Origin of the sequence: Pseudomonas sp. N40(2020) (genome assembly GCF_014472415.1) — a bacterium.
Lineage (GTDB): Bacteria > Pseudomonadota > Gammaproteobacteria > Pseudomonadales > Pseudomonadaceae > Aquipseudomonas.
In genome coordinates this window covers 40,414-64,174 of record NZ_JACSZV010000024.1, presented here as the reverse complement: position 1 = coordinate 64,174, position 23,761 = coordinate 40,414, and the positions used below count along the sequence as shown (strand labels likewise).

Here is a 23,761-nt window from a genome sequence, read left to right as displayed (position 1 = left end):
TGAGCGTGGCAACGATCAGGTCAGGCGAGCAGATCTTGAAGTGTCGCCAGACTGTCCGCCTCTTCCACGGTTTTATCCTGCCGCCAGCGCAGCATCCTCGGAAAGCGCACGGCAATCCCGCTCTTGTGCCGCCGTGACAGGGCGATGCCTTCGAAACCCAGTTCGAACACCAGGCTCGGCTTGACACTGCTGACAGGGCCGAACTTTTCCACAGTGGTCTTGCGCACGATGCTGTCGACCTGGCGCATTTCCTCGTCAGTCAGACCCGAATAGGCTTTGGCGAACGGCACCAGCGCACGCTCGCTGGACTCGGGCGGGCCATCCCAAACGGCGAAGGTGTAATCGCTGTACAGACTGGCGCGACGGCCATGCCCGCGTTGCGCGTAAATCAATACGGCATCGACGCTGAACGGATCGACCTTCCACTTCCACCAAACGCCCATATCTTTGGTGCGACCGACTCCGTACAGCGAGTCGCGGGCCTTGAGCATCATGCCCTCGACGCCCAGGCGTCGGGAGGCTTCGCGCTGGCGGGCGAGGTCGAACCAATCCGTACCGGTCAGCACCGGGGAAGCCAGCAGCACCGGACTGTTGCAGCGGGCGATGACGTCTTCCAACTGCGCGCGCCGCTTGGCCTGCGGCTCGTTGCGCCAGTCTTCGCCCTGCCATTCCAGCAAGTCGTAGGCGAGCACCACCACCGGTACTTCTTCGAGGATTTTCTTGTCGAGGGTTTTGCGGCCGATCCGTTGTTGCAGCAGGGCGAACGGTTGCACCGCTGGCGGTTCCGGCGACTGCGGATCAAAGGCGTCTTCAGTCAGTGGGTGGGTGCTTTTCCACACCACGATTTCACCGTCGATCACCGTGCCATCGGGCAAACCGTGCACCAGCACATCAAGTTCGGGAAAACGTTCGGTAACCAGTTCTTCACCCCGCGACCACACCCACAACTTCCCGTCACGCTTGACCACTTGCGTGCGGATGCCATCCCACTTCCACTCCACCTGCCAATTGCTTGCCGGGCCGATCAATGCTTCAAACTCCTCGACCGGTTGCGCCAAGGCGTGCGCGAGGAAAAACGGGTACGGCTGGCCTCCGCGCTGGGAGTGCTCGTCAGCAGACTCTGGCGCAATCAACTTCAGATAGCTGGCGGCGTTCGGCCGGTTGGACAGGTCGGTGTAGCCCACCAGACGCTGGGCTACGCGCTTGCTGTCGAGCCCGGCCATCGAGGCCAGTGCCCGGGTGACCAACAGTTTCGACACACCGACGCGAAAGCTGCCGGTGATTAGCTTGATACACAGCATCAGGCTTGGTCGATCCAGCAGCGCCCAAAGTGCTGGCAGTTGCCGTGACAGGAACTCCGGTGTTTCACCGCGCAATGGCAGCAGTCTGTCCTCGATCCATTCAGCCAGGCCGGCGTCGGAGCTGTGCGGATTTTCCGGCAGCACCAGCGAAATGGTTTCCGCCAGATCGCCGACCGCTTGATAGCTTTCCTCGAACAGCCATGGCGTCAGCCCGGACACCTCGACTGCCAGTTCACGCAGGATCCGCACCGGCACCAGTTGCCGTGGTCGACCACCGGACAAAAAGTACACCGCCCATGCCGCATCCTGCGGTTCGGCCTGAGCGAAATAAGCCTGCATCGCTGCCAGTTTGGCGTTGCTGGACGTGGTGGCGTCGAGTTCTGCGTACAACTCGGCGAAGGCCTTCATGCTGGCATCTCGGCGACGGTCGGTGCGGAGGCGATGTTTTCTTCTTCGTCATCGCCGTATTCAGTGTTGAAGCCTTTGGCATCGAGGCCTTGTTCGCGCAGATGCCGCACGAGCACACCGATCGAGCCGTGGGTGACCATCACTCGTTCGGCGCCGGTCTGGTTGATCGCCCAAAGCAGACCCGGCCAGTCGGCGTGATCGGACAGCACGAAACCGCGATCGACCCCGCGCCGCCGGCGGGTGCCGCGCAAACGCATCCAGCCGCTGGCGAACCCGTCGCTGAAGTCGCCGAAACGCCGCATCCAGGTGCTGCCCCCTGCCGATGGCGGGGCGATGACCAGGGCCTGGCGCATGATCGGATCGCTTTTTTTCACGTCACCGGCGTAGATCGTCGGCGGCAGATACACCCCTGCTTCGCGATAAACCCGGTTCAACGGCTCGACCGCGCCGTGGCTGAGGATCGGGCCGAGGGTTTCATCGATGCCGTGGAGAATGCGCTGAGCCTTGCCGAACGAGTAACAGAACAACACGCTGGCCTTGCCCACGGCGATATTGGCTTTCCACCACTCGTTGATCTCGCTGAACACCTGCGCTTGCGGCTGCCAGCGGTAGATCGGCAGGCCGAAGGTCGATTCGGTGATAAAGGTGTGGCAGCGCACCGGTTCGAACGGTGCGCAGGTGCCGTCCGGCTCGATCTTGTAATCGCCTGAGGCAACCCAGACTTCGCCGCCGTATTCCAGACGCACCTGGGCCGAACCGAGCACGTGCCCGGCTGGATGGAAACTCAGGGTGACGCCATGGTGGGTGAGGCGTTGGCCGTAGGCGAGGGTTTGCAGGTTGATGTCCTGACCCAGACGCGCACGCAGAATCCCTTCGCTGGCGCTGCTGGCCAGATAATGCTGATTGCCGGTGCGGGCGTGATCGCCATGGGCATGGGTAATCACCGAACGCTCCACCGGCCGCCACGGATCGATATAAAAATCCCCGGCGGGGCAGTACAAACCTTCGGGGCGGGCGATAACAAGGTCCATGTCGTTACCAGAAATGGGGGGCTTGTTAGCTATGAGGTTTGGGCGGGGTCAGAAGTTCTATGGATTTTTTTCAGGACGACACAAAGCAGTGCAGGAGTGAGCCTGCTCGCGATAGCGGTGTGCCTGACACATCAATTTTGACTGTCAGACCGCTATCGCGAGCAGGCTCACTCCTACAAGGGAATCTGCGTTTATTTGCCGGGGGTGAGAGTCAGGCGCGTCTTGCCATACACCCGATCAAAGTTCTGCGGCTGCATCGGCAACCCGATGTACTGACCCTTGAGCCACTGATCAATGCCATTGAGGTAGTTCGGGCTGACCGGATTACCCGATTGCCCCGCACCGTTCTGCCCCATCAGCGGTTCGGCCTGACCGAAGTCGACGATAAAACGCATCGACGGCGCACGCGTGGTGGTGAAGTCCTGGCCCCAGGTAAACGCCGAGGTGTTCAGTGTGGTGTGATCGCCGCCAGCCGCCAGCGGCCCACGAACAGTCTGGCCATTGGCGTTCTTCCACACGTAGCTGTGCAATTTGCCCCATTGCCAGGCTTTGTGATCGCCACCCAACTGGCTGTCGCCAGCCGCAATCGCTGCCGCGAAGCTGCGGGCGAGAATCACCGCTTTGTCCTCTTTCTGCGGCGTGCGCAGGTCATCCCAGAACGGACTGTCCTCGCGCCCCAGCAGATGATCGGCTTGCGCGGCGTAGGATAAATCACCGTTGGCGATAAACGCTTTCCACGCCGTGCTGGACTCTGGGCCTAGTTCGTCGAGGAAGATCTGCTTCATGCTTTCTTGCAGGAACAGTTCATAAATCGCCGCATCCGCCGAGGTCGGGCTGAGTTTGCCGTCAAACGCCATCAATCGGGTGAACGCCTCGCGGGCTTTGCTGCGATCGGTTTCCGGCAGGGCGTCGATCGCCTGTTTCAGCGGTTGTTTCATGCCCGGCGCTTCGAACACTTTCTTCAGCTTGGCGGCGAACGTGGTGGTCTGGTCGTATTGCATGGCGATGACGCTGCGACTGTCGTGCTTGCCGCTGCCAGCGAGTTCAGCAAGACGCTCACCACGTTCCGGCGCGGCCCAGGAGTTCGACAGTTGCATGCCGTAACCGTGAGGAATCACGCGCTGGTTGGCGGTGCCGAGCCAGCCTTGCGCCGGGTCCTGATCGTATGGGTGCAGCATCGGGTCGGCATAACCGTCCCAGTCGTAACGACCTTCCCAGCCCGGCGACGGCAGCAGGCCTTCGCCTTCGCGACGGTTGGGGAAGCGGCCGGTGACTTGCCAGCCGATATTGCTGGCGTCGGCGAATACCAGATTCAGCGCGATGGCGCGGATTTCCCGGCTCGCGTCCGAAGCGCGCTCAACGTTCTGCGCACGACTCAGATCAAAAAATGCGTCCAGGGTTTTGTCGTCGGTGAAGCTCGGCGTCTGCAAGGCCAGGCCATAACCGTTGCCTTGTGCGGCAGCCTGGGCGCTGTTGAGCAACGCGCCGTGGCGGGTTTCGTACACCGCTTCGCGAATCGGCCGCTGGCCTTTGACGAAATAGGTTTCGTTGCGCACGCCTACAGGCTGCCATTTGCCATTTACTTCGTAGGAAAGCGTGCTGCCCTGACGACGGATTTTTTCCAGGAACAGGTCCTGGTTGTCGCCGAGCACGCTGGTCATGCTCCACGCCACTTTGCCGTTGAAACCACCCAGCACCATCGGCAAACCGGCTACGGTCACGCCGGCAGCCTGATATTTAGGCGCGCGAATCTGCACGAAGCTCCAGAGCGACGGCGCGGCCAATGGACCATGGCTGTCGCTGGCCAGCAGGCTTTTGCCGCTGCGGCTGCGTTGCGGGGCAATCGCCCAGTTGTTCGAAGAGGGGGTGCCGAGCAGGTTTAGCGTCGACAGTTGCTGGCTGGCGCTGCTCAGTTCGCTCAGACCGGGGATTTGCCCGATGAGCTTGAGGCCTTGCAGCTTGTCGGCTTCGGCCAGCGGCAGATTTTCGTCCGGGGCGGAGGGGGTCAGCCAGGCGAGTTTGTCGGTGGTCACGGTTTGCGCGAGCACCAGTGACGAGATTTCTTCCGGCAGGTTGGCCGATTGGCTGAAGTTCAGTAGGGCGAAAATCAGCGCGGAATCTTCCGGCTTCCAATATTCCGGCTTGTAGCCGCTGGCAGCGAGGTCGCCCGGCAGTTTGTCGGCATAGCGGAACAGGTAGGCGTTGACGCCGCGCGCATAGACTTCGAAGAATCGCTTGAGCCGCGGCGACGAGGCCTTGTAGAGCTCGGCGGCGCTTTTTTTCAGATTGACCGCGCGCATGTAGCGGTCGGCGTCGAGCATCGAGGCGCCGGAGATTTCCGCCAGACGGCCCTGAGCGAGCAGGCGCAGGGTGACCATCTGGTTGATGCGGTCGCTGGCGTGGACATAGCCGAGGGCGAACAGCGCGTCGTGGAAGCTGTTGCTTTCGATCAACGGCATGCCCATGGCATTGCGGCGTACCGAAACGTTCTGCGCCAGCCCTTTGAGCGGTTGCACGCCGGAGTTGGGAGGGAGGGTGTCCTGAGCGTTCCAGGTCTGGCAACCGGACAGGCTCAAAACACTGGTCACTGCTGCGGCAACGCCGAACCGGGGAAGAAAATGTGTAAGGGCTGGCGAGGCCATGGCAAAGCTCCTGCGGGGGTGTCGAGGCTGGGGGCGCAATAAAGCCGCTACGTTAGTGAGCGGGAGGTGGCCGCGCAAGCGGGGCGAGTGGTTATTTCTTGCCACTGATCGATGATCGTTTCATGACTTGCTTAGGTGAAGGGAGGGATGTTGAAGTGCGGCCAATCAAATGACCCTTGCGAGAAGACCTCTATGGAGCTGCAGGCCAACGCTGCACTGATCATCATCGACCAGCAAAAAGGCATCCTGCAGCCGCGATTGGGGCGCAGGAACAATCCGCAGGCTGAAGAACGAATCCTTGATCTGCTGGCGCTTTGGCGCCGCAGCGGGCGGCCGGTGATTCATGTGCAGCACTTGTCACGTTCGCCGGATTCGGTGTTCTGGCCGGAGCAATCCGGGGTGGGATTTCAGGAGAGGTTTTTGCCGCAGGACAGCGAGTGGCTGATTCAGAAACAGGTGCCGGATGCGTTTTGTGCCACTGAACTGGAAGCACGGTTGCGGCAGGCCGTGATCGGGCAGTTGATCATCGTTGGCGTGGCCACGAACAACTCGGTGGAATCCACGGCGCGCACGGCGGGCAATCTGGGGTTTGATACGTGGGTCGCGGAGGATGCGTGCTTCACCTTCGACAAGACCGATTATTTCGGCACGCCGCGTTCAGCCGAAGAGGTGCACGGGATGTCGCTGGGGAATCTGCATGGGGAGTATGCGACGGTGGTCAGTGCCGGACAGATTCTGGCCGTCGCCTGAGAACTCTGTGGGAGCTGGCAAGCCAGCTCCCACAAGGATCGCGATGTACACAAAATATGTGACAGACGCTGATTAACCTGTAGGAGCGAGCCTGCTCGCGAAGGCGATTGATCAGGCGATGATGATCTTCGCCCGAAGCATCAAGCCCCGTGGCACTTCTTGAATTTCTTGCCGTTGCCGCATGGGCAAGGGTCGTTGCGGCCGACGTCTTTCAAGGCATTGCGCACCGGTTCCTGGTGAGCGTGGCCGCAGTTCGGGCCGTGGACGTGGCCATGGTCATGATCGTGGTGATGGTCATGATCATGATCGTGGTTGCAGTCAGGGCCATGGACATGAGGTTGCTGAGTCATCGGTGTTGCTCCGGAATTAAATCGGCGGGGATTATCACGCCATTGCGCTCAAGGTGCACGTAGTGAGCGATGAATAAACCGGTTTCCATTTCGCCCTGCAAACGATAGGGGATCTGCTGGTCCGGTTTTTTCAGCATTTTCACCACGTCCTTCACCTTCGGCCATAAATTGGTGCGGATCGGCACCTTGAAGTACGCGCTGCGTTTGGGGCCGACGGTAAACCAGTGTTCATGCTCGCCCTCAGCCAGCAGCATGTCGGCCAGATGAATGCGGTATTCCAGGCCGCGCACGGTCAAGTCGCTGTCGTTTGGATTGTCGATGCGAAAGTGCAGGATGAACTTCTGCTCAAGCAACTTGGCGCGCACCACTTCGACTTTTACCAGGTGCACGGCGGGGTCGACGCGGTCATCGCTGAACCACGACGCGCAGCCGCCGAGTTTCAGCATCAGCATCAGAACAAACAATCGCAGTGTGTGGCGTTGACCGAGCATCGAGTGACTCCCTTTGTGCTCCAGTCTAGTTGCCGCTGTCTTTACGCGCCGAAATACCCCGAACAGCACTTCTTGAACTTCTGCCCGCTTGCGCACGGGCAACTGTCATTGCGACCCAGCTTCAATTGCACAGTTGGGTCGATGAAGTACCAGCGCCCGGCGTTCTGCACAAATGAAGAGCGTTCGCGGTGGCTGTGTTCGCCCTGGCTGTCGTGCCAGCGCGCGGTGAAGGTGACGAAGGCATGTTCCGGCTGGCCGCCGAAGACTTCCGAGCTTTCGACGTCGAGGCCGAGCCAGGTGCTTTGCGCGCTCCAGGCACTGATCGATTGGCGATCCAGCCCCGCTTGCTGAGCGGGCAGGGTGGTCGCCACCAGATAGTCGATCAGCCCCAGCACATAAGCGCTGTAGCGCGAACGCATCAAGGCTTCCGCGCACGGCGCCGGCAGGCCTTCGTGATAGTGACCGCAGCAGGCATCCAGCAGATTGCCGCTGCCGCAAGGGCAAATGGCTGTACTCATTGCATTACCACCAGTATTTCCCGAAGTTTTCCGGATTGGCCCAGAACCTTGAATTGAGCCAGTCGGGGACTTGTTTGTAGTCAAGCAGATCATAGGTGAACAGGGTCAGCACTTGATCGTCGCGTTGGAAGCGTTCGCTGGCTTGCAGCGCCAGCGAGTAAAAATCGGTTTCCTGCCAGCCGCTGGCCGACAGATCAGCCAGCACCGCAATGCGACTGGCGTTGAGGTTGCGGATCCCGCCCAACAGATTCAGGCCGTCACGCTTGGGCAAATGTTCCAGGCAATCGACCACCAGCGCCAGATCGAAACGTTGCGCCGCCAGTTCGGCAGGCAAGGCACCGGGCGCGGCGTGGGCGACGATGGTGTCCGGATGCGCTTCTTTAAAAGCAGTCAGCGCCGGAAATTCGCTGGCGCCGATCAACAGCAGACGCGCCGGGGCGTAACGGTCCAGCAAAGCGGCCAACGCCTGTTGCGGCGTGCGGGAAGAAATGGCGACGTTCATCGAAGCTCCTCAATCAGACCGCCAAGACTAGCCTGCCTGACTGCGGCGGCAAAGAGCCCGACCACGCAGGTTTGCAGCAAATGCGCCAAAGTCCTGTGAACACGGTCGCAAACAGCAATGGCCTATTGCTGGCGGAGATTAAAACTCCGGTCTTTACTCCCTGAATCGGTTTTAAGCCGATCCCTCAGGAGAAAACTAGATGAGCATAGTTCGGACAGCATTACCCTTGGTTCTGCTAACCAGTGTGTTGACTGGTTGCGCAGGTTTGCAGAAAACCGACTGGCCGACCTGTGCGGCGGTCGGTGGTGTCGTCGGTGCCGGTCTTGGCGCTACCGAGAGTTCGGCATGGGCCGGATATGGTGCGTTACTTATCGGCGGTACGGCAGCGGCCTATTGCTGGGTGCACGGTGATGGCGATGAAGACGGCGATGGTGTGCCGGACAGTCGCGACAAGTGCCCGGGCACGCCAAAAGGCGTTCAGGTCGATGCTGACGGTTGCCCTCCACCAGCGCCTGCACCCGTGGTTGAAGAAGCTGTCGTGGTCAAGGAAGAAACCATTGTCATTCGCGATGTTCACTTCCAGTTCGACAAAGCCACGCTGACCGGCCCTGACAAACTGGTGCTCGACAAGGTCGCTACGCGCCTGAAACAGGAGTCCTCGACCGCGCAACTGACCGTGACCGGTCATACCGATAGCGTGGGCAGCGATGCCTACAACCAGAAACTGTCGGATCGTCGTGCGCACTCGGTGGTCAAGTACCTGGTGGAGAGCGGCGTACCGCAAAGCAGCTTCGTTTCGGTGACCGGCGCCGGTGAAAGCCAGCCAGTCGCGGACAACAAAACCGCCGACGGCCGTGCGCAGAACCGTCGTACCGAAATCAAAATCAACCGCTAGCCCTCTTGCATCCGCGGCTTGTGCAGTCGCGGATGCGGGTCTTTACTCCTGTGTAACCGGTATGGGCCGGTGACACAGGAGCTTTCACAATGACTGTTTTCTCAAGGTCCGTCTTGCCGGTGCTGCTGCTTGGCAGCTTGCTCACCGGTTGCGCCACTCACAGCGATGGCACTGCACCCCTCAATCAACGTACGTGGCCGATCTGCAGCCTTATCGGCGGGCTGGTCGGTGGCGGCCTCGGCGCTATTGAAAGTGCTGGCTGGGCCGGTGGCGGCGCTGCGCTGGGGATCCTTACCGGCGGACTGATCTGTTATGCCCAGGACGGCGATGAAGACGACGACGGCGTGTTCGACCGCCGCGACCGTTGCCCCGATACTCCGGCCAATACCCCGGTCGATCACCGTGGTTGCCCGCTGCCGCAATATCCGGTTGTTGAGAAACCGGTCGAACCGGCCCCGCAAACCGAAGTCATCACGTTGAGCGATGCCGGCAACGTACTGTTCGATTTCGACAAGTCCGACCTGACGCCCGCCGCGAGAGCCCAACTTGATACGCTGATGGACAAATTGCGCAATGCCGACGTGGTCAGCATCAAGGTCATCGGTCATACCGACAGCAAAGGCTCGGATGCTTATAACCAGGCATTGTCGGAACGGCGCGCCAGCAGTGTCGCGGCTTATTTGCTGAGTCAGGGGCTGGCACCGAACAAACTGACCAGTGAAGGACGAGGCGAGAGTGAGCCGGTGGCCGATAACGCAACCGACGAGGGGCGCGCGCAAAACCGTCGCGTGGAGCTGCACATCAATCGTTAGGAGGTGTCTGTAGTCCGCGAGCTAGAGCTGCCGGGGCGATCATCGTCGATCCGGCAGCCATTTAGCGGCTCGGCGAAGATTTTTCATTTTTCCCTCTGGCTTATCCCCCGCAGAAGCCGTTACTGTGCGCCCAAAGAATAATTCGCAACACGGGGGAGCGTATGAAAGTGTTCTGGGGGCTGGGGCGGTTATTGACCCTGCTGTTCTGCTGCGTGGTACTGGCCAATCAGCTGGTGCCGTTCGTACATCCGCTGCATCTGCTGGTCAATCTGGCCGGCGCTCTGCTGTTGCTGATCCATGTGTTCGAAGTGCTGCTGTGCAATCGCAGCCTCAAGGGGCGCCCGCACCCTTGGCGTGATCGTGGCCGCATCCTGCTGTTCGGCGTATTCCATCTGCAAACCATCCCGGCCCCGGCCGCTCCGGAGGCTTCTTCCCATGCGTAAATTGTGTCTGCTCGCTGCTTTTATCAGCCCTTTGGCCTGCGCCCAGGTGGTCAGCGTCGAAACCAATTCCCTGATGCGTCTGCCCAACACCGCCGGCACCTTGCAGCTCGAACGACTGGAAGTGGCCGATTATGGCACCTTGCTGGTTCCGGCCAACGTGACCGAACTGAGTGTCGGCGAATTGCGCCTCGGTCATGAAGCACGCATCGCCATCGTTCCGGGTGAACAGGCTTTGGAGATGAAGGTCATTCGTGCAGATTTGAGCGAAGGCAGTCAGATCACCGCGCGCGGTGCGCCGGGCACCTACGAAAAAGCCGCCCGTGCCGGGCGCAATCTGAATCTGCAATTCAAGGCACTGAACGCGCCGCAACTGTTGGTCGATGCCCGTGGCGGTACCGGTGCACCGGGTTTTGTCGGTCTCGACGGGGGCAACGGTGAAGATCCGGGCTGCACCTATGGCTCTGCCGGGCACGGTGCGGATGGCAGTGACGGCAGCGACGGTCAACCGGGCGCTCCAGGTGCGCTGGTGCGGCTGGAAGTGCCGCGCGACTTCCCGGTTGAGCAAATCAAGGTCAACGTCGCCGGCGGTGCTGGCGGCCCGGCGGGTGTTGGCGGCAAGGCAGGCAAGGGCGGCAAGTCCAAGGGCTGCCTGGTGTATCGCGCCGATGGTGGCAAGAATGGCAAGGCAGGGGCTGATGGTCAGCCTGGGCCAGTGGGGGCGGCGGGGGCTGTGACGGTGCAGCGCTTGTAAAAGCAGACCCTCATCGGAACGCCGCCCGCCCAGCCCTCTCCCGGAGGGAGAGGGGGCCGACCGAGGTGACTCACGCTATCCATCGACCTGAAAAACCGAGTCGATTATGGATTCAAAGCCAATCTTTCAAGTCGGCGTAGCTCTTCAATATCCCCCACTCAGTCCCCTCTCCCTCCGGGAGAGGGCTAGGGTGAGGGGCTTTTGATCTAATCCCCGATCTTCAAATCATCGGCCTCGCCGCGGCAATCGCCACCAGCACCAACCCGACAATCAAATTAATCCCCACCACCCGGCGAATCCGCCCAAGCACCGCCGCACCCGCCGGCCAGTCGTTCGCTTCAACCGCCTTACGCAACTCCGGCAGCATCAACCCCTGAATCCGGATAAACAGCGCCGTCATCACCACATACAGCCCGATCATCACTTGCACATACTTTGGCGCGGTCTCAAACCCGACCTGCTGCAAATGCAACATACCCACACCACTGATCGGCAACAGAATCACCGCGACCCAGACCCAGCGGAAAAAACCTTGAAACACTTCCACCCACAAGGTCAGCCGGGCAGGGCCGTCCAAAGCCTTCACAGCCGCCGGACGCAAGACCATCCAGGCGAAAAACATGCCGCCGACCCAGACCAGAGCGGACAGGACATGCAGCGGATAAACGAGGCTAAAAGGTGTCATTGGGGCACTCCGTTCTGCGCGGGATTAATTAGCGGGGTATGATAGCCGCCATCCGAAACCACTGAAAATTTATCCAGCGTTTTTTGCGCCCGACAATCCATGATCAGCACTGAACTCAAAACCACGATCCAGGGCGCCTACTCGCGTTTTCTAGAGGCCAAGAGCCTCAAGCCGCGTTACGGCCAGCGCCTGATGATCGCTGAAATCGCCAAAGTCCTCGGTGATATCGATACCGACGACGAAGGCCGGCGCAGTGGCGACCCCGCAATTGTTGCGGTGGAAGCCGGCACCGGTACCGGCAAGACCGTGGCGTACAGCCTCGCGGCAATTCCGACGGCGAAACTGGCCGGCAAACGTCTGGTCATCGCCACCGCGACCGTGGCCCTGCAAGAGCAGATCGTCTACAAGGATTTGCCCGACCTGATGCGCAACAGCGGGCTGAACTTCAGCTTTGCCCTGGCCAAGGGCCGTGGCCGTTACATGTGCCTGTCCAAGCTCGACATGCTGTTGCAGGAAGGCCACGCGCAGACCGCCACTGCCCAGCTGTTCGAAGAAGAAGGCTTCAAGATCGAGGTCGATGAGGCCAGTCAGAAGCTCTTCACCAGCATGATCGAGAAGCTCGCCGGCAATAAATGGGACGGCGACCGCGACAGTTGGCCCAATGCTCTGGAAGACGCCGACTGGGCGCGGCTGACCACCGATCACAGCCAGTGCACCAACCGCCATTGCCCGAACTTTGGCCAGTGCGCCTTCTACAAAGCCCGTGAAGGCATGGGCAAGGTTGACGTGATCGTCACCAACCACGACATGGTTCTGGCTGACCTCGCATTGGGCGGGGGTGCCGTGCTGCCGGATCCGCGCGATACCCTTTACGTGTTCGACGAAGGCCATCACCTGCCGGACAAGGCGATCGGCCACTTCGCTCACTACACGCGCCTGCGTTCCACCGCCGACTGGCTGGAAACCACCGCCAAGAACCTCACCAAACTGCTGGCTCAGCATCCGCTGCCGGGCGATCTCGGCAAATTGATCGAGCAGGTGCCGGAACTGGCGCGGGAGATCAAGACCCAGCAGCAGTTCATGTTCAGCGCCTGTGAGCAGATCGCCGATTTCAAACCCGGTGAAGACGTCGAAGGTCGCGAACGGCCACGCCATCGCTTTGTCGGTGGGGTGATTCCCGAGCACATGCGCGAAATGGGCATCGAGCTGAAAAAAGGCTTCTCCCGTCTCAACGATTTGTTCACCCGTCTGACCGACCTGCTCAAGGAAGGCATGGATGGCGAGGTCAACATCGGCATCGCCAGCAACCAGGCCGAAGAGTGGTATCCGCTGTTCGGCAGCCTGTTGTCCCGTGCGTCGGGCAACTGGGAACTGTGGACGGCGTTCACCGCCGAAGACCCGGAAGACAGCCCGCCGATGGCCCGCTGGCTGACCCTGGCGGAGAGCGGTTCGCTGTTCGACATCGAGGTCAACGCCAGCCCGATCCTCGCGGCTGAAACCTTGCGCCGCAGCCTGTGGAACGTGGCGTACGGTTGTCTGGTGACTTCGGCAACCCTGACCGCGCTCGGCACTTTCGACCGTTTCCGCATGCGCGCCGGCCTGCCGAAAAAAGCCGTCACCGCCGTGGTGCCGAGCCCGTTCCACCATGCCGACGCTGGCGTATTGCGGGTGCCGGATCTGAAGGCCGATCCACGCGACGCCGCCGCTCACACGGCCGCGATCATTCGCGAGTTGCCGGATCTGGTGGAAGGCTCGCGCGGCACGCTGGTGTTGTTCTCTTCGCGCAAGCAGATGCAGGACGTATTCGACGGCCTCGACCGCGACTGGCGCAAGCAAGTGTTCATTCAAGGCAACCTGTCGAAACAGGAAACCCTGAACAAACACAAGGCTCGTGTCGATGGCGGCGATTCCAGCGTGCTGTTCGGTCTGGCCAGTTTCGCCGAAGGCGTGGACTTGCCCGGCGCGTACTGCGAACACGTGGTGATTGCCAAGATTCCGTTCTCGGTGCCGGACGATCCGGTTGAGGCGGCGCTCTCGGAGTGGATCGAAGCCCGGGGCGGCAATCCGTTCATGGAAATCTCCGTGCCCGATGCCTCGCTGAAACTGGTTCAGGCCTGCGGTCGTCTGCTGCGCACTGAAGAAGATCGCGGCACCATCACCTTGCTCGACCGGCGTCTGGTCACCCAGCGCTATGGCAAGGCGATCCTCAATGCGTTGCCTCCTTTCCGTCGTGAAATTTCCTGAGACATAGGTGGGCAGTTTTGCCCACTTTGTTGTCTATCTCTCTGTTATCGCTTTTCCATTGGCCATTGTTGGTCGTTAGGGAGAACTCCGTTCTTATGATCCGCCGTTCGTTGCCTGCCGTGTTTGCCTTGATCTTCGCTGCCCCGTTGCTGGCGGCGCCTGCTGCGCCGCAAACACTGTTCAACTTTGTCCGTCCCGCCGACGTGGTGAAAATCGCCACTGAAAACGCCGACCTGCCGCAAGCCAACGCCGAGCAAACCCCGGAAGGTGAAGTGCTGCGACGCGTGACTTTCAACCCGGCGGCCCGCCCGACCTTGCGCCTGACCCCGCAAACCGGCGCCTGGGACTGGTCGCAGTCCGGCATGATGAGCCTGCGCATTCAGAGCGCAATGAACTGGGCCGTGACGGTCTACGTGCAGATCCAGAGCAACAATGGCCAGACATTGACCAGCCGCGTCGACCTGCCGGCCGGCCCTGCGCAAACCTTGCTGGTGCCGTTGGTGGCGACTACGCCGCTTAGCAAGGGCATGAAAGCCGGGCCACCGATGCCAATGACCGTTGATGGCCAGCGGATTCTGCTCGCCAGCAGCACCGGCGAAATCGATCGCAGCCAAGTGGTATCGGTGAGCCTGTCGATGGAACAGCCGAAAGTTGCCCAGAGTTTGCTGCTCGAGCGCTTTGGTGTGCAGGACGGTGAGGCGGTCACGCAAGCGGTGTACGGCAATCTGGTTGACGCTTACGGGCAATCGACCCGCAGCAAATGGCCGGAAAAAATTGCCAGTGACGAACAACTCAAATCCGCCGCCGCCAAGGACCAGCAACAGCTGAAAACCTGGCTGGCCGAGCGCGAAAAGTCCTCGCTGGACAAGTTCGGCGGCTGGAGCAAAGGCCCGGCGTTCAAGGCCAGCGGTTTCTTCCGCACCGAAAAACGTGATGGCCGTTGGTATCTGGTCACGCCTGAGGGGCATCCGTTCTATTCCCTTGGCGTCAACACCGTCACCCCCGACGTCAACCAGACCTACGTGGCCGGGCGCGAGTGGATGTTCGAGTCCCTGCCAAAACCCGACGAACCGCTCGCCAGTCACTTTGGCGAGGGCGACAACCGTGGCGGCAACGGCGCCGATCAGGGCCGAGGCTACGGCAATGGGCGCTGGTATGACTTCTACGGCGCTAACCTGCAGCGGGTTTACGGCGAGCCCTGCAAACCGGATAGCGACAGCAAGGCCGGGGTCGCTGAAGCGGCCAAGGCTGGCGCAGTTGAAGAAACCGCAGTGAAAGCCGCCGAGCCTGCGGCACAGTCAAGCGAACCGAAGGCCGGTGTCGCCGAAGCGGCGAAAACCGACGCCGTGGCGACGACGGCTGAAAAAGCCGCTGATCAACCCGTCACTACTCCGTGCACCGCCACGGTCGATGAGCAGAAGTGGGCTAGCCACGCCCTTGATCGTCTGCAAGCCTGGGGCTTCAACACGGTCGGCAACTGGAGTGCTGACTCGCTGAGCGACGCGGAACGCGTGCCCTACACCTTGCCGCTGGCGATCGTCGGCGATTACGCCAGCATCAGTACCGGCAACGACTGGTGGGGCGCCATGCCTGACCCGTTCGACCCGCGTTTCGCCATGGCCACCGAGCGCGCCGTGGCCATCGCGGCCCGCGATCACCGCGACGATCCTTGGCTGATCGGTTACTTCGCCGACAACGAATTGGCCTGGGCGGGCGCGGGCAACGATCCGCAATCGCGCTACGCACTGGCTTACGGCACCCTGAAAATGACTACCGACGTGCCGGCCAAACGCGCGTTCCTCAAGCAATTGCGCGACAAGTACCGCAACCAGGCGGGGCTGTCGAAGGCCTGGGGTATTGACCTGCCGGCGTGGGAATTGATGGAAGATCCGGGCTTCGTGCCACCGCTGCCGAATCCGGAGCACCCGGAAATCGAGGCTGACTTCAAATACTTCCAGAAGGTCTTCGCCGATACCTACTTCAAGACCATCTCCGACTCGCTGAAATGGCACGCGCCGAATCAACTGCTGCTCGGCGGCCGTTTTGCCATCAGCACCCCGGAAGCCGTGGCCTCCTGCGCGCAGTATTGCGATGTGCTGAGCTTCAACATGTACACCCTCAAGCCGCAAGACGGCTATGACTTCGCCGCATTGAACGCTATGGACAAACCGGTGCTGATTACCGAGTTCAACTTCGGCTCTGCTGATCGCGGCCCGTTCTGGGGCGGCGTGACGCAACTGGCCAAGGAAGAGGATCGCGGTGCGGCGTACGCCAACTTCCTCAAACAGGCGCTGAGCGAGCCGTCGATTGTCGGCGTGCACTGGTTCCAGTATCTGGACCAACCGGTGACCGGGCGTCTACAGGATGGCGAGAACGGCCACTTCGGTTTGGTCGGGGTGACGGATCTGCCGTATCAGGGCTTTGTCGAGACGGTACGCAAGAGCAATTTGCAGGCGGTTGATCAACTTGGCAAACAGGCGGAGAAAGCCGCAGCGGTCCATGAAGCCGAAGGCGGCAGGAAAGGTGAGGCCGGCAAAGGCCCGGGGCAGGGCGATGGCCATGCCGGTGGGCATTCGGGCAATGGTCATTAAGGCGTGATGCGCTAAAGATCGCAGCCTTCGGCAGCTCCTGCATGGGACGCGCTTCTCTGTAGGAGCCGCCGCAGGCTGCGATCTTTTGATCTTGCTTTTGATCCGACCGCCTAGCCCACAGCTGTTCCCAAAACCCTCAAGGGCTGGAACAATGCGGGCCACTTTGTAGAGCGTTTTCGCGGGGGAGTTGCGGGTGCAGATTCAGGGACATTACGAGCTTCAATTCGATGCGGTGCGCGAGGCATTCGCCGCACTGTTCGACGATCCCCAGGAACGCGGCGCAGCTTTGTGCATCAAGGTCGGCGGAGAAACCGTCCTCGACCTCTGGTCCGGCACCGCCGACAAGGACGGCGCCGAGGCCTGGCACAGCGACACCATCGCCAACCTGTTCTCCTGCACCAAAACCTTTACCGCCGTCACGGCTCTGCAATTGGTCGCCGAAGGCAAGTTGCACCTGGATGCTCCCGTTGCCCGCTACTGGCCGGAGTTCGCCGCCGCTGGCAAAGAGTCCGTTACCCTGCGCCAATTGCTCTGCCATCAGGCCGGCCTGCCGGCTTTGCGCGAGCTGCTGGCCCCCGAAGCGCTCTATGAATGGCAAACCATGGTCGACGCCCTCGCGGCCGAAGCACCCTGGTGGGCGCCGGGCACCGGTCACGGCTATGCCGCGATCACTTACGGTTGGTTGATCGGCGAACTGCTCCGTCGTGCCGATGGTCGCGGGCCGGGTGAATCGATCGTTGCCCGTGTCGCCAAACCATTGGGTCTGGATTTTCACGTCGGTCTGGCGGACGAAGAATTCCATCGTGTGGCGCACATCGCCCGCGGCAAGGGCAATGCCGGCGACGCCGCCGCTCAGCGTCTGCTGCAAGTGACGATGCGCGAGCCGACCGCCATGACCACCCGCGCCTTTACCAATCCACCGTCGGTGCTGACCAGCACGAACAAACCGGAATGGCGGCGCATGCAGCAGCCGGCGGCCAATGGCCACGGCAATGCAAGGAGTCTGGCCGGGTTCTACGCCGGTTTGCTCGACGGCAGCCTGCTCGAAAGCGACATGCTTGAAGAACTGACCCGCGAACACAGTATCGGCGAGGACAAGACCCTGCTGACTCGCACCCGTTTCGGTCTGGGCTGCATGCTTGATCAACCCGACGTACCGAATGCCACCTACGGCCTCGGCCCGCGTGCGTTCGGGCATCCGGGCGCGGGCGGCTCGATCGGTTTTGCTGACCCTGAGCATGATGTCGCGTTTGGTTTTGTGACAAATACCCTTGGGCCGTACGTCTTGATGGATCCGCGCGCGCAAAAGCTCGCGCGGGTGCTTGCCACTTGTCTGTAAAGCGTCATCAGAGGTTCCAGGGCCGGAACCTCGAAAGGTTTTTCGATTCAAACCGACAGTTTATCCGGGCGAAAGTGCTCTGATTTTTCATTACTTCATTTTGTGGATTTTCAATGTCATCTAAAAAGACACTCGCCCTGGCCCTGTGTGTTGCGATCACCGGTTGTGCACAGACTCCTAAAAATGATGCGGACGGCGGCAGTTGGTGGCCGTTTGGTTCTTCCGACAAAGTGGCGGCCAAAGAGCCGGCACAGGCCCCAGCACCGTTGAAGCCTGCTGCTACTGCGCCGGTTGCCAAAACTGAAAGCAGCAACCCATGGTATTGGCCGTTCGGCTCCGACGATTCGACCGCCAAGGCAGATGCCAAGCCTGAAGTGAAGCCTGAAGCCAAACCGGTCGCCGTGGCCAAAGCCGAGGCTGACAAGGGCGGCAAGTGGTGGTGGCCGTTTGGCGGCAAGGATCAGGACACCGCCAAAGTGGTGCCGATGCCGGATCCGAAAGTCACTCAGGCTTGGCTTGACGACTACGAGCCGCGCCTGCGTACTGCCATTCAGGACAGCAATCTGCAACTCGAGCGCCGCGACAATGTGCTAGTCGTCACCGCGCCGGTCGAAGGCTCATTCAACCCGGATCGTCCGGCGATGCTGCTGCCAGTCACGCTTGGCCCGTTTACCCGCGTGGCGAAAATCCTCGAAGCCGACCCGAAAACCGCCGTTCTGGTACTCGGTCACAGCGACTCCAGCGGCGCTGCGCCGGCCAACATCAAATTGAGTCAGGAACGTGCTCAAGCCATTGCGGCGATCTTCCGTCTCAGCGGCTTGCAGCGTGATCGCCTGATGCTGCGCGGCATGGGTTCTGAAGCGCCACGTGCCGCCAACGACAGCGTTGAAGGTCGTGCCCTCAACCGTCGCGTTGAAATGCTGGTGACTCCGCAGAACACCATGGTTGCGCTGCTGAGCAAATACAACATGCCAGCGCCGAAGCCAGTGACCCTGGTTGCTGCGCAGGACGCCAAGCCAGTGGCCAAACCGGTAACCCCGGCGCCAGCCGCGAAAAAAGCTGCTGTACCGGCCACCAAGAAAGCCCCGGCGAAGAAAGCCGCCGCCAAGGCTCCAGCCAAAAAGGCACCGGCGAAGGCTCCAGCGAAGAAAACCGCTCCAGCCAAAGCCGCCGCGACCGACAAGAAAGTCGCCGCGACCGATGCCACCAAGAAGTGATCCGCTAACGAAAAGGAATGCGCCATGACCCAGGCTCTGGCAGATATGCGTCGTGATTACACCCGGGACGGTTTGACCGAGGCACAAGCCCCGGCCGAGCCGTTTGCGCTGTTCCACCAATGGTTCGCCGACGCGGTGAAAACCGAGCAGGCGCCGGTGGAAGCCAACGCCTTGACCCTGGCCACGGTCGATGCGGAGGGGCGTCCGCATTGCCGCATTCTGCTGCTCAAGGGCCTGGACGAGCAGGGTTTCACCTTCTTCACCAATTACGACAGCGCCAAGGGCCAGCATCTGGCGGCCAATCCGTTTGCCGCCATGACCTTCTTCTGGCCGACCCTGGAGCGCCAGGTGCGCATCGAAGGGCGGGTGGTGAAGGTCACCACGCAAGAATCCGATGCGTATTACCAGGTGCGTCCACTGGGCAGCCGCCTCGGTGCCTGGGCATCACCGCAGAGCCGGGTGATCAACGGGCGCGGGGAACTGGAGGATTTGCTCAAGGCGACCGAGCAACGCTTCAGCGATACTCAGCCGGATTGTCCGGAACATTGGGGCGGTTACCGATTGCTGCCCGAGCGCATCGAATTCTGGCAGGGCCGTCCGAGCCGTCTGCACGATCGCCTCAACTACCGTTTGCAGGGCGCCGACTGGATTCTTGAACGTCTGGCACCTTAAGCAGTCTACCGAGCGGGATACCCTGCCGCAGCGGCCTCAAGCCACTTCGGCAGGTCCCGACGCTTGATCTTCTGCGAATGTGCGTGGGCCAATTGTTCAAGCATAAAAGCGCGTTTGCCTTCATCCTTGCCGGCCAGCGACAACGCAAGATCGCGATCCATCCAGCGTTTGATCCGTACGTACAGCCACCCATGGAAGTACAGACCGGCGACGGTGGTGACGACAATGATGAAGTAATCCATGAAAATCCTTGGGTCGGCGGCGCAAGAAATGGAATTTGGCGCTAATGTTGGGTGAGTTCGAAGGGCGCCTGTACCGGGCCTGAATGAAAGCAATTTTATCCGAGCTGCGCCGTGACAGGCGTCAAGCTGCGGAGTTTAATGAATACCTGTCCTTTGGAGTTGATGCTATGCGTAAGTCTGTTCTGCTGGTTGCTTCCTTTTCCACGATGGCGATGTTGCTTACCGGCTGCCAATCGAGCCTGACCGGTGACTCCTACTCCCGTGACGAAGCGCGTCGCGTGCAGACGATTCGCATGGGTACCATCGAATCCCTGCGTCCGGTGAAAATCGAAGGCACCAAGACCCCGATCGGCGGCGCAGCAGGCGCAGTGGTCGGCGGTGTCGGCGGCAGCGCCATCGGTGGCGGTAAAGGCAGCATCGTCGCTGCTGTGATCGGTGCGGTGGCGGGTGGTCTGATCGGCTCGGCGACCGAAGAAGGCCTGACGCGTACCCAAGGTGTGGAAATCACCGTGCGCGAAGACGACGGCAGCATGCGCGCCTATGTGCAGCAGGTTCAGGAGAATGAAGTGTTCCGCGTTGGTGAGCGTGTGCGGATTTCGACCGTTGGCGGGACCAGCCGCGTTTCGCACTAAGCGGGAACGAGCGGCAAAAGAAAACCCCGATCAGGTGACTGGTCGGGGTTTTTCATTTTCAATTCACTAACTCACTGCTCGGCACAGACGCCCATAAAATACTCCAGACCCTTCGGGAATCTGACATTCAGAAGTTCTTCCAACGCCGTTACTTGATCCTGATTCAACAACAACTCACCGGGTTCCAGTTTGCTCAGGGGCTTGGACTCTATGAGTTGGGCAATTTTCTCATTCATCTCACGACCGGTGATATCCAGCTCGAACTGCAAGGAGTCGTCCTGAACTTCATCAGGGAAAAAACCGGTGATCGAAAGGTAGCGCATTAAGGTCAATCAGCCTGATTGTCGGTATTAACTGTAGTCAAACGAAATTTGATAGTCGTTGTTACTCAGGGCGATTTGATGTTGAAAGTACGGCTGAATAGTAGCAACCCACTTTTCGACGACGTTGAAGCTGCCATTATTGATGTTGCCCTCCACCGGAATGCCCAAGGCATTCAATACTGATTCATCATCCCCCAGATCTTTTGACGACTCCTCGCCTTGGAATTGCAGGGTTGCTGTGTCGTACCACTCCAATCTCAGTTCCAGTCCCATCTCTTCCTCACAGATATCTTTTTTTGATGCTTCTTTCTTTTATAGGCCCTTCGCGTTGCTCACCTGTGTAGGGATCGAAGGCTCCCAGGTGAGTTCCATCACTTCGGTACATTTCTAACTCTCCATGCCTTGAATCCCATTCGTAGATTTTCTTTCCTTTGGCATCTGTCCAGCGCTTGCGAAGTCCACCTCCGCCCTGAACGGGATTTTTGTCTTTAACTTTTTTCAAGTCTGGAAATGCGGTGATTTGCTCTGTAGTCGGCGGTTTATGGTAGCTATGGCCAGCAGGTGCCAAGCCTTTGCGTGCTGTGTTCAGTACAACGTATAACGGTTTTACCCCCGAACTCACCGGAAAAACCAAAATGAAATCCCGGTACTCCGGCGGATAAACCGGATTCACCAGAATTCCATCCGCCGCTTTCGTCGGTGGATAAACCCAGATATGCGGTGCTTGCGGTGCAGCCTCAAGCGCTGGAATACCGAGGATGTCTGAGCCATCCACTGCAGGCGTCCAGAGCAGTTCGGTGCCTTCACTCAGGTCGGCGACGAACCGGTCACCGCGCGCGGTGAACTGAACGACATCGACCATTTCCCAATCGCGATTCTTGCCAGTGTAGAAACCATAGCCCTTCAAGCTTCCATCAGCCTGTTGCTCGACTCTCAACCGAACACGAGTTCGCGCCTGTTCAAGTCTGCGCAATTGCTCCTCGGTATATAGCGCACTGTCGTCAAGGTTTGATGGCATGAACAGCGCCACCAGGCCCACCAATGGCGTAATGACTGCGCTGGATACAATTGCGGGCAGTGCTTCGAAAGCCGACCCCGCCAATGCAAAACTGCCAAACCCTGCCGGGATGGCAGTTGCACCGATTTTCTTGAGATGAAATCCACCGGTCTCATCAGCTTCGCGAGCACCGAGCAGAATCAGGTCGCCGTAGTCTTTCAAACTATCGGTCGGCACCATCCCCGAAGGATTGGAGTAATCAATGATCGCGTCCGGCAACTTGCAGGACTTGGCGAACACGCATCCGGCGCGCACTGGATCAGGCTTTTTGGCTGCAACCTCACGATTGCGCTCAAACGCCTCCTGCCGCGCCAGCATGGCGTCGTAAGCGTTTTGTCTGGCTTCGCGCTCGGCCAGTTCAGTGGCCGTCATGTAGCGGTAGGTGACGTGATGTCCGTCGCCTTGCGGTGGGTTCGGAACCCGGGGATCGTCCTTGTTGCGAGCCACTGATCGTCCTTTCGTTCATCCATCGACAGCCCTTCGCAAAGGGCTGCGCAACGTTAACGAAGCAGGAAAATGGTGGCTGTAGGACGAGTCTCTAAAGGCGTGGGGATTGTTCGCTGTAACAGGAACTCAGGAAACTTGTGGCGAGGGAGCAAGCTCCCTCGCCACAGATGTTCTATCAAACAGGAAGTGCCGTGTTTCGACGACTCGCCGCCGCCGTCACCGCATACCCGATCAGCGCCGCCAGAATCGACCCCGTCAGAATACCCATCCGGTCCATGCCCGCGTATTCACTTGCACCCGGAACAAAGGCCAGAGAGCCGACAAACAGGCTCATGGTGAACCCTATGCCGCAGAGAATCGCCACGCCCAGCACCTGACCCCAGTTGGCGCCTTGGGGCAGGGCGGCGATGCCGATCTTCACGGCCAGCCAAGTGAGGCCGAACACACCAACGGTCTTGCCCAGTAGCAGGCCGACCGCAATACCCATCGGTACATGGTGTGTGAAGCTTTCGACGGTGACGCCGCTCAGCGACAGGCCGGCGTTGGCGAAGGCGAACAGCGGCAGGATGCCGTAGGCGACCCATGGATGAAGCGCGTGTTCCAGCGTCAGCAACGGCGAAGGCTCGGCGTTTTTCGTCCGTAGCGGGATGCAGAAGGCCAGGGTCACACCGGCCAGCGTTGCATGGACGCCGCTCTTCAGTACGCAAACCCACAGGATCAAGCCGATGATCATGTATGGCCCGAGCTTGACCACGCCGAGCCGGTTCATCGCCACCAGCGCCGCAATGCAAGCGGCCGCGAGGCCCAGCGACAGGGTCGAGAGTTCGCCGGAGTAGAAAATCGCAATGATCACGATGGCGCCGAGGTCATCGATGATCGCCAGGGTCATCAGGAACAGCTTCAGCGACACCGGCACACGCTTGCCGAGCAGGGCCAGTACGCCGAGGGCAAAGGCGATGTCGGTGGCGGTAGGGATTGCCCAGCCGCTCAGGGCGGCCGGATTGTCGCGATTGAGGAACCAGTAGATCAGCGCCGGCACCAGCATGCCGCCGACAGCGGCCGCACCCGGCAGGACGATCTGCGACGGCTTCGACAACTGGCCGTCGAGCACTTCGCGCTTGACCTCCAGGCCGATCAACAGGAAGAACAAGGCCATCAGGCCGTCATTGATCCACAGCAAAAGGGGTTTGGCGATTTTCAACGCGCCGATCTGCGCTACCACCGGGGTGTCGAGCAAACCGGTGTACAGCCACGACAATGGCGAGTTGTTGATAATCAAAGCGAGGATGGCCGCGGCGATCAATAACAGACCGCTGGCAGCTTCCAACTGAAAGAAACGCGTGAAAGTGCTACGCAGAGGCAAGGTCGCTCTCCATCGATGAGTCAAAAAGGTGGGACACCCTAACCCGTACGGTTAG

At 60.3% G+C, this 23,761-nt stretch carries 24 protein-coding genes; 11 read left to right on the top strand and 13 right to left on the bottom strand.

Annotated features, from left to right (window positions below):
* Nucleotides 1–20: 20 nt before the first annotated feature.
* The 3 genes from IAI51_RS16705 to IAI51_RS16695 form a co-directional block, all read right to left on the bottom strand.
* Nucleotides 21–1,709 (bottom strand): ATP-dependent DNA ligase, encoded by a 1,689-nt coding sequence (locus tag IAI51_RS16705; protein WP_187679478.1) that lies wholly within the window; start codon nucleotides 1,707–1,709, stop codon nucleotides 21–23.
* On the bottom strand, nucleotides 1,706–2,740 hold the full coding sequence (locus tag IAI51_RS16700) for a ligase-associated DNA damage response exonuclease (protein WP_187679477.1): 1,035 nt from the start codon (nucleotides 2,738–2,740) through the stop codon (nucleotides 1,706–1,708). Before IAI51_RS16700 ends, IAI51_RS16705 begins: the two co-directional genes overlap by 4 nt.
* A gap of 191 nt (nucleotides 2,741–2,931) precedes the next feature.
* Complete coding sequence (locus IAI51_RS16695; protein ID WP_187679476.1) at nucleotides 2,932–5,382, bottom strand: penicillin acylase family protein; 2,451 nt, start codon at nucleotides 5,380–5,382, stop codon at nucleotides 2,932–2,934.
* Nucleotides 5,383–5,574: 192 nt separating this feature from the next.
* Between IAI51_RS16695 and IAI51_RS16690 the strand changes: the two genes are divergently transcribed.
* A complete protein-coding gene (locus IAI51_RS16690; protein WP_187679475.1) occupies nucleotides 5,575–6,132 on the top strand; it encodes a cysteine hydrolase family protein in 558 nt (185 codons plus the stop codon).
* A 140-nt stretch (nucleotides 6,133–6,272) separates the two neighbouring features.
* Here the strand turns inward: IAI51_RS16690 and IAI51_RS16685 are convergent, their stop codons facing one another.
* Genes IAI51_RS16685 through IAI51_RS16670 form a run of 4 tightly spaced genes read right to left on the bottom strand, consistent with a single transcriptional unit; the run spans nucleotide 6,273 to nucleotide 7,993 of the window.
* Complete coding sequence (locus IAI51_RS16685; RefSeq protein ID WP_008083915.1) at nucleotides 6,273–6,482, bottom strand: SEC-C metal-binding domain-containing protein; 210 nt, start codon at nucleotides 6,480–6,482, stop codon at nucleotides 6,273–6,275.
* Nucleotides 6,479–6,973 (bottom strand): LEA type 2 family protein, encoded by a 495-nt coding sequence (locus IAI51_RS16680; RefSeq protein WP_187679474.1) that lies wholly within the window; start codon nucleotides 6,971–6,973, stop codon nucleotides 6,479–6,481. Before IAI51_RS16680 ends, IAI51_RS16685 begins: the two co-directional genes overlap by 4 nt.
* A gap of 41 nt (nucleotides 6,974–7,014) precedes the next feature.
* Nucleotides 7,015–7,491, bottom strand: a complete 477-nt coding sequence (locus tag IAI51_RS16675; RefSeq protein WP_187679473.1) for a YchJ family protein — start codon at nucleotides 7,489–7,491, stop codon at nucleotides 7,015–7,017.
* A 4-nt stretch (nucleotides 7,492–7,495) separates the two neighbouring features.
* Nucleotides 7,496–7,993, bottom strand: a complete 498-nt coding sequence (locus tag IAI51_RS16670; RefSeq protein WP_187679472.1) for a DUF6231 family protein — start codon at nucleotides 7,991–7,993, stop codon at nucleotides 7,496–7,498.
* 199 nt (nucleotides 7,994–8,192) lie between these two features.
* On the opposite strand from IAI51_RS16670, the gene IAI51_RS16665 reads away from it, so the two are divergent.
* The 4 genes from IAI51_RS16665 to IAI51_RS16650 all read left to right on the top strand — a co-directional run bounded on the left by IAI51_RS16665 (nucleotide 8,193) and on the right by IAI51_RS16650 (nucleotide 10,894).
* Entirely contained in the window at nucleotides 8,193–8,888 is a 696-nt protein-coding gene (locus tag IAI51_RS16665) for an OmpA family protein (protein WP_187679471.1), read from the top strand.
* An 89-nt stretch (nucleotides 8,889–8,977) separates the two neighbouring features.
* A complete protein-coding gene (locus tag IAI51_RS16660; RefSeq protein WP_187679470.1) occupies nucleotides 8,978–9,700 on the top strand; it encodes an OmpA family protein in 723 nt (240 codons plus the stop codon).
* Between the two features lie 161 nt (nucleotides 9,701–9,861).
* A complete protein-coding gene (locus tag IAI51_RS16655) occupies nucleotides 9,862–10,143 on the top strand; it encodes a DUF1145 domain-containing protein (RefSeq protein ID WP_187679469.1) in 282 nt (93 codons plus the stop codon).
* Complete coding sequence (locus tag IAI51_RS16650; RefSeq protein ID WP_187679468.1) at nucleotides 10,136–10,894, top strand: collagen-like protein; 759 nt, start codon at nucleotides 10,136–10,138, stop codon at nucleotides 10,892–10,894. The genes IAI51_RS16655 and IAI51_RS16650 overlap by 8 nt, the downstream gene beginning before the upstream one ends.
* 220 nt (nucleotides 10,895–11,114) lie before the next feature.
* Here the strand turns inward: IAI51_RS16650 and IAI51_RS16645 are convergent, their stop codons facing one another.
* The gene (locus IAI51_RS16645) at nucleotides 11,115–11,579 is read right to left on the bottom strand and encodes a DUF2269 family protein (RefSeq protein WP_187679467.1); all 465 of its coding nucleotides are present in this window, start codon (nucleotides 11,577–11,579) and stop codon (nucleotides 11,115–11,117) included.
* Between the two features lie 99 nt (nucleotides 11,580–11,678).
* Between IAI51_RS16645 and dinG the strand changes: the two genes are divergently transcribed.
* From dinG to pdxH, 5 genes are all read left to right on the top strand, one after another.
* Nucleotides 11,679–13,823: an ATP-dependent DNA helicase DinG gene (gene dinG / locus IAI51_RS16640; RefSeq protein WP_187679466.1), complete on the top strand. Its 2,145-nt coding sequence runs from the start codon at nucleotides 11,679–11,681 to the stop codon at nucleotides 13,821–13,823.
* Nucleotides 13,824–13,918: 95 nt separating this feature from the next.
* Nucleotides 13,919–16,414, top strand: a complete 2,496-nt coding sequence (locus IAI51_RS16635) for a beta-galactosidase (RefSeq protein WP_187679465.1) — start codon at nucleotides 13,919–13,921, stop codon at nucleotides 16,412–16,414.
* Nucleotides 16,415–16,607: 193 nt separating this feature from the next.
* Entirely contained in the window at nucleotides 16,608–17,753 is a 1,146-nt protein-coding gene (locus IAI51_RS16630; RefSeq protein WP_187679464.1) for a serine hydrolase domain-containing protein, read from the top strand.
* 113 nt (nucleotides 17,754–17,866) lie between these two features.
* Entirely contained in the window at nucleotides 17,867–18,970 is a 1,104-nt protein-coding gene (locus IAI51_RS16625; protein ID WP_187679463.1) for an OmpA family protein, read from the top strand.
* Nucleotides 18,971–18,994: 24 nt separating this feature from the next.
* The gene (gene pdxH, locus IAI51_RS16620; RefSeq protein ID WP_187679462.1) at nucleotides 18,995–19,642 is read left to right on the top strand and encodes a pyridoxamine 5'-phosphate oxidase; all 648 of its coding nucleotides are present in this window, start codon (nucleotides 18,995–18,997) and stop codon (nucleotides 19,640–19,642) included.
* Nucleotides 19,643–19,647: 5 nt separating this feature from the next.
* Here pdxH and IAI51_RS16615 read toward each other — a convergent pair whose 3' ends face one another.
* On the bottom strand, nucleotides 19,648–19,884 hold the full coding sequence (locus IAI51_RS16615) for a hypothetical protein (protein ID WP_187679461.1): 237 nt from the start codon (nucleotides 19,882–19,884) through the stop codon (nucleotides 19,648–19,650).
* A 167-nt stretch (nucleotides 19,885–20,051) separates the two neighbouring features.
* On the opposite strand from IAI51_RS16615, the gene IAI51_RS16610 reads away from it, so the two are divergent.
* Entirely contained in the window at nucleotides 20,052–20,516 is a 465-nt protein-coding gene (locus IAI51_RS16610) for a glycine zipper 2TM domain-containing protein (protein ID WP_007969461.1), read from the top strand.
* Between the two features lie 71 nt (nucleotides 20,517–20,587).
* On the opposite strand, the gene IAI51_RS16605 is transcribed toward IAI51_RS16610, so the two are convergent.
* The 4 genes from IAI51_RS16605 to nhaA form a co-directional block, all read right to left on the bottom strand.
* Entirely contained in the window at nucleotides 20,588–20,839 is a 252-nt protein-coding gene (locus IAI51_RS16605; RefSeq protein WP_187679460.1) for a pyocin S6 family toxin immunity protein, read from the bottom strand.
* A gap of 27 nt (nucleotides 20,840–20,866) precedes the next feature.
* Nucleotides 20,867–21,112 carry a colicin E3-like toxin immunity protein gene (locus tag IAI51_RS16600; protein WP_187679459.1) on the bottom strand — a complete coding sequence of 82 codons (246 nt, stop codon included), beginning with the start codon at nucleotides 21,110–21,112 and terminating at the stop codon, nucleotides 20,867–20,869.
* 7 nt (nucleotides 21,113–21,119) lie between these two features.
* Nucleotides 21,120–22,343, bottom strand: coding sequence for a colicin E3/pyocin S6 family cytotoxin (locus IAI51_RS16595; RefSeq protein ID WP_187679458.1), 1,224 nt, complete (start codon nucleotides 22,341–22,343; stop codon nucleotides 21,120–21,122).
* A 175-nt stretch (nucleotides 22,344–22,518) separates the two neighbouring features.
* The gene (nhaA, locus tag IAI51_RS16590; protein ID WP_187679457.1) at nucleotides 22,519–23,706 is read right to left on the bottom strand and encodes a Na+/H+ antiporter NhaA; all 1,188 of its coding nucleotides are present in this window, start codon (nucleotides 23,704–23,706) and stop codon (nucleotides 22,519–22,521) included.
* Nucleotides 23,707–23,761: the final 55 nt, after the last annotated feature.

Excerpts from the sequence above, each read along its gene's own strand:
- IAI51_RS16615 (WP_187679461.1), bottom strand. The coding sequence starts at position 19,884 with ATGGATTACTTCATCATTGTCGTCACCACCGTCGCCGGTCTGTACTTC.
- IAI51_RS16635 (WP_187679465.1), top strand. The coding sequence starts at position 13,919 with ATGATCCGCCGTTCGTTGCCTGCCGTGTTTGCCTTGATCTTCGCTGCC.
- IAI51_RS16650 (WP_187679468.1), top strand. The coding sequence starts at position 10,136 with ATGCGTAAATTGTGTCTGCTCGCTGCTTTTATCAGCCCTTTGGCCTGC.
- IAI51_RS16600 (WP_187679459.1), bottom strand. The coding sequence starts at position 21,112 with ATGGGACTGGAACTGAGATTGGAGTGGTACGACACAGCAACCCTGCAA.
- IAI51_RS16660 (WP_187679470.1), top strand. The coding sequence starts at position 8,978 with ATGACTGTTTTCTCAAGGTCCGTCTTGCCGGTGCTGCTGCTTGGCAGC.
- dinG (WP_187679466.1), top strand. The coding sequence starts at position 11,679 with ATGATCAGCACTGAACTCAAAACCACGATCCAGGGCGCCTACTCGCGT.
- IAI51_RS16685 (WP_008083915.1), bottom strand. The coding sequence starts at position 6,482 with ATGACTCAGCAACCTCATGTCCATGGCCCTGACTGCAACCACGATCAT.
- IAI51_RS16695 (WP_187679476.1), bottom strand. The coding sequence starts at position 5,382 with ATGGCCTCGCCAGCCCTTACACATTTTCTTCCCCGGTTCGGCGTTGCC.
- IAI51_RS16625 (WP_187679463.1), top strand. The coding sequence starts at position 17,867 with ATGTCATCTAAAAAGACACTCGCCCTGGCCCTGTGTGTTGCGATCACC.
- IAI51_RS16690 (WP_187679475.1), top strand. The coding sequence starts at position 5,575 with ATGGAGCTGCAGGCCAACGCTGCACTGATCATCATCGACCAGCAAAAA.
- IAI51_RS16700 (WP_187679477.1), bottom strand. The coding sequence starts at position 2,740 with ATGGACCTTGTTATCGCCCGCCCCGAAGGTTTGTACTGCCCCGCCGGG.
- IAI51_RS16670 (WP_187679472.1), bottom strand. The coding sequence starts at position 7,993 with ATGAACGTCGCCATTTCTTCCCGCACGCCGCAACAGGCGTTGGCCGCT.
- pdxH (WP_187679462.1), top strand. The coding sequence starts at position 18,995 with ATGACCCAGGCTCTGGCAGATATGCGTCGTGATTACACCCGGGACGGT.
- IAI51_RS16680 (WP_187679474.1), bottom strand. The coding sequence starts at position 6,973 with ATGCTCGGTCAACGCCACACACTGCGATTGTTTGTTCTGATGCTGATG.
- IAI51_RS16605 (WP_187679460.1), bottom strand. The coding sequence starts at position 20,839 with ATGCGCTACCTTTCGATCACCGGTTTTTTCCCTGATGAAGTTCAGGAC.
- IAI51_RS16645 (WP_187679467.1), bottom strand. The coding sequence starts at position 11,579 with ATGACACCTTTTAGCCTCGTTTATCCGCTGCATGTCCTGTCCGCTCTG.
- IAI51_RS16655 (WP_187679469.1), top strand. The coding sequence starts at position 9,862 with ATGAAAGTGTTCTGGGGGCTGGGGCGGTTATTGACCCTGCTGTTCTGC.
- IAI51_RS16610 (WP_007969461.1), top strand. The coding sequence starts at position 20,052 with ATGCGTAAGTCTGTTCTGCTGGTTGCTTCCTTTTCCACGATGGCGATG.
- IAI51_RS16705 (WP_187679478.1), bottom strand. The coding sequence starts at position 1,709 with ATGAAGGCCTTCGCCGAGTTGTACGCAGAACTCGACGCCACCACGTCC.
- IAI51_RS16665 (WP_187679471.1), top strand. The coding sequence starts at position 8,193 with ATGAGCATAGTTCGGACAGCATTACCCTTGGTTCTGCTAACCAGTGTG.
- IAI51_RS16675 (WP_187679473.1), bottom strand. The coding sequence starts at position 7,491 with ATGAGTACAGCCATTTGCCCTTGCGGCAGCGGCAATCTGCTGGATGCC.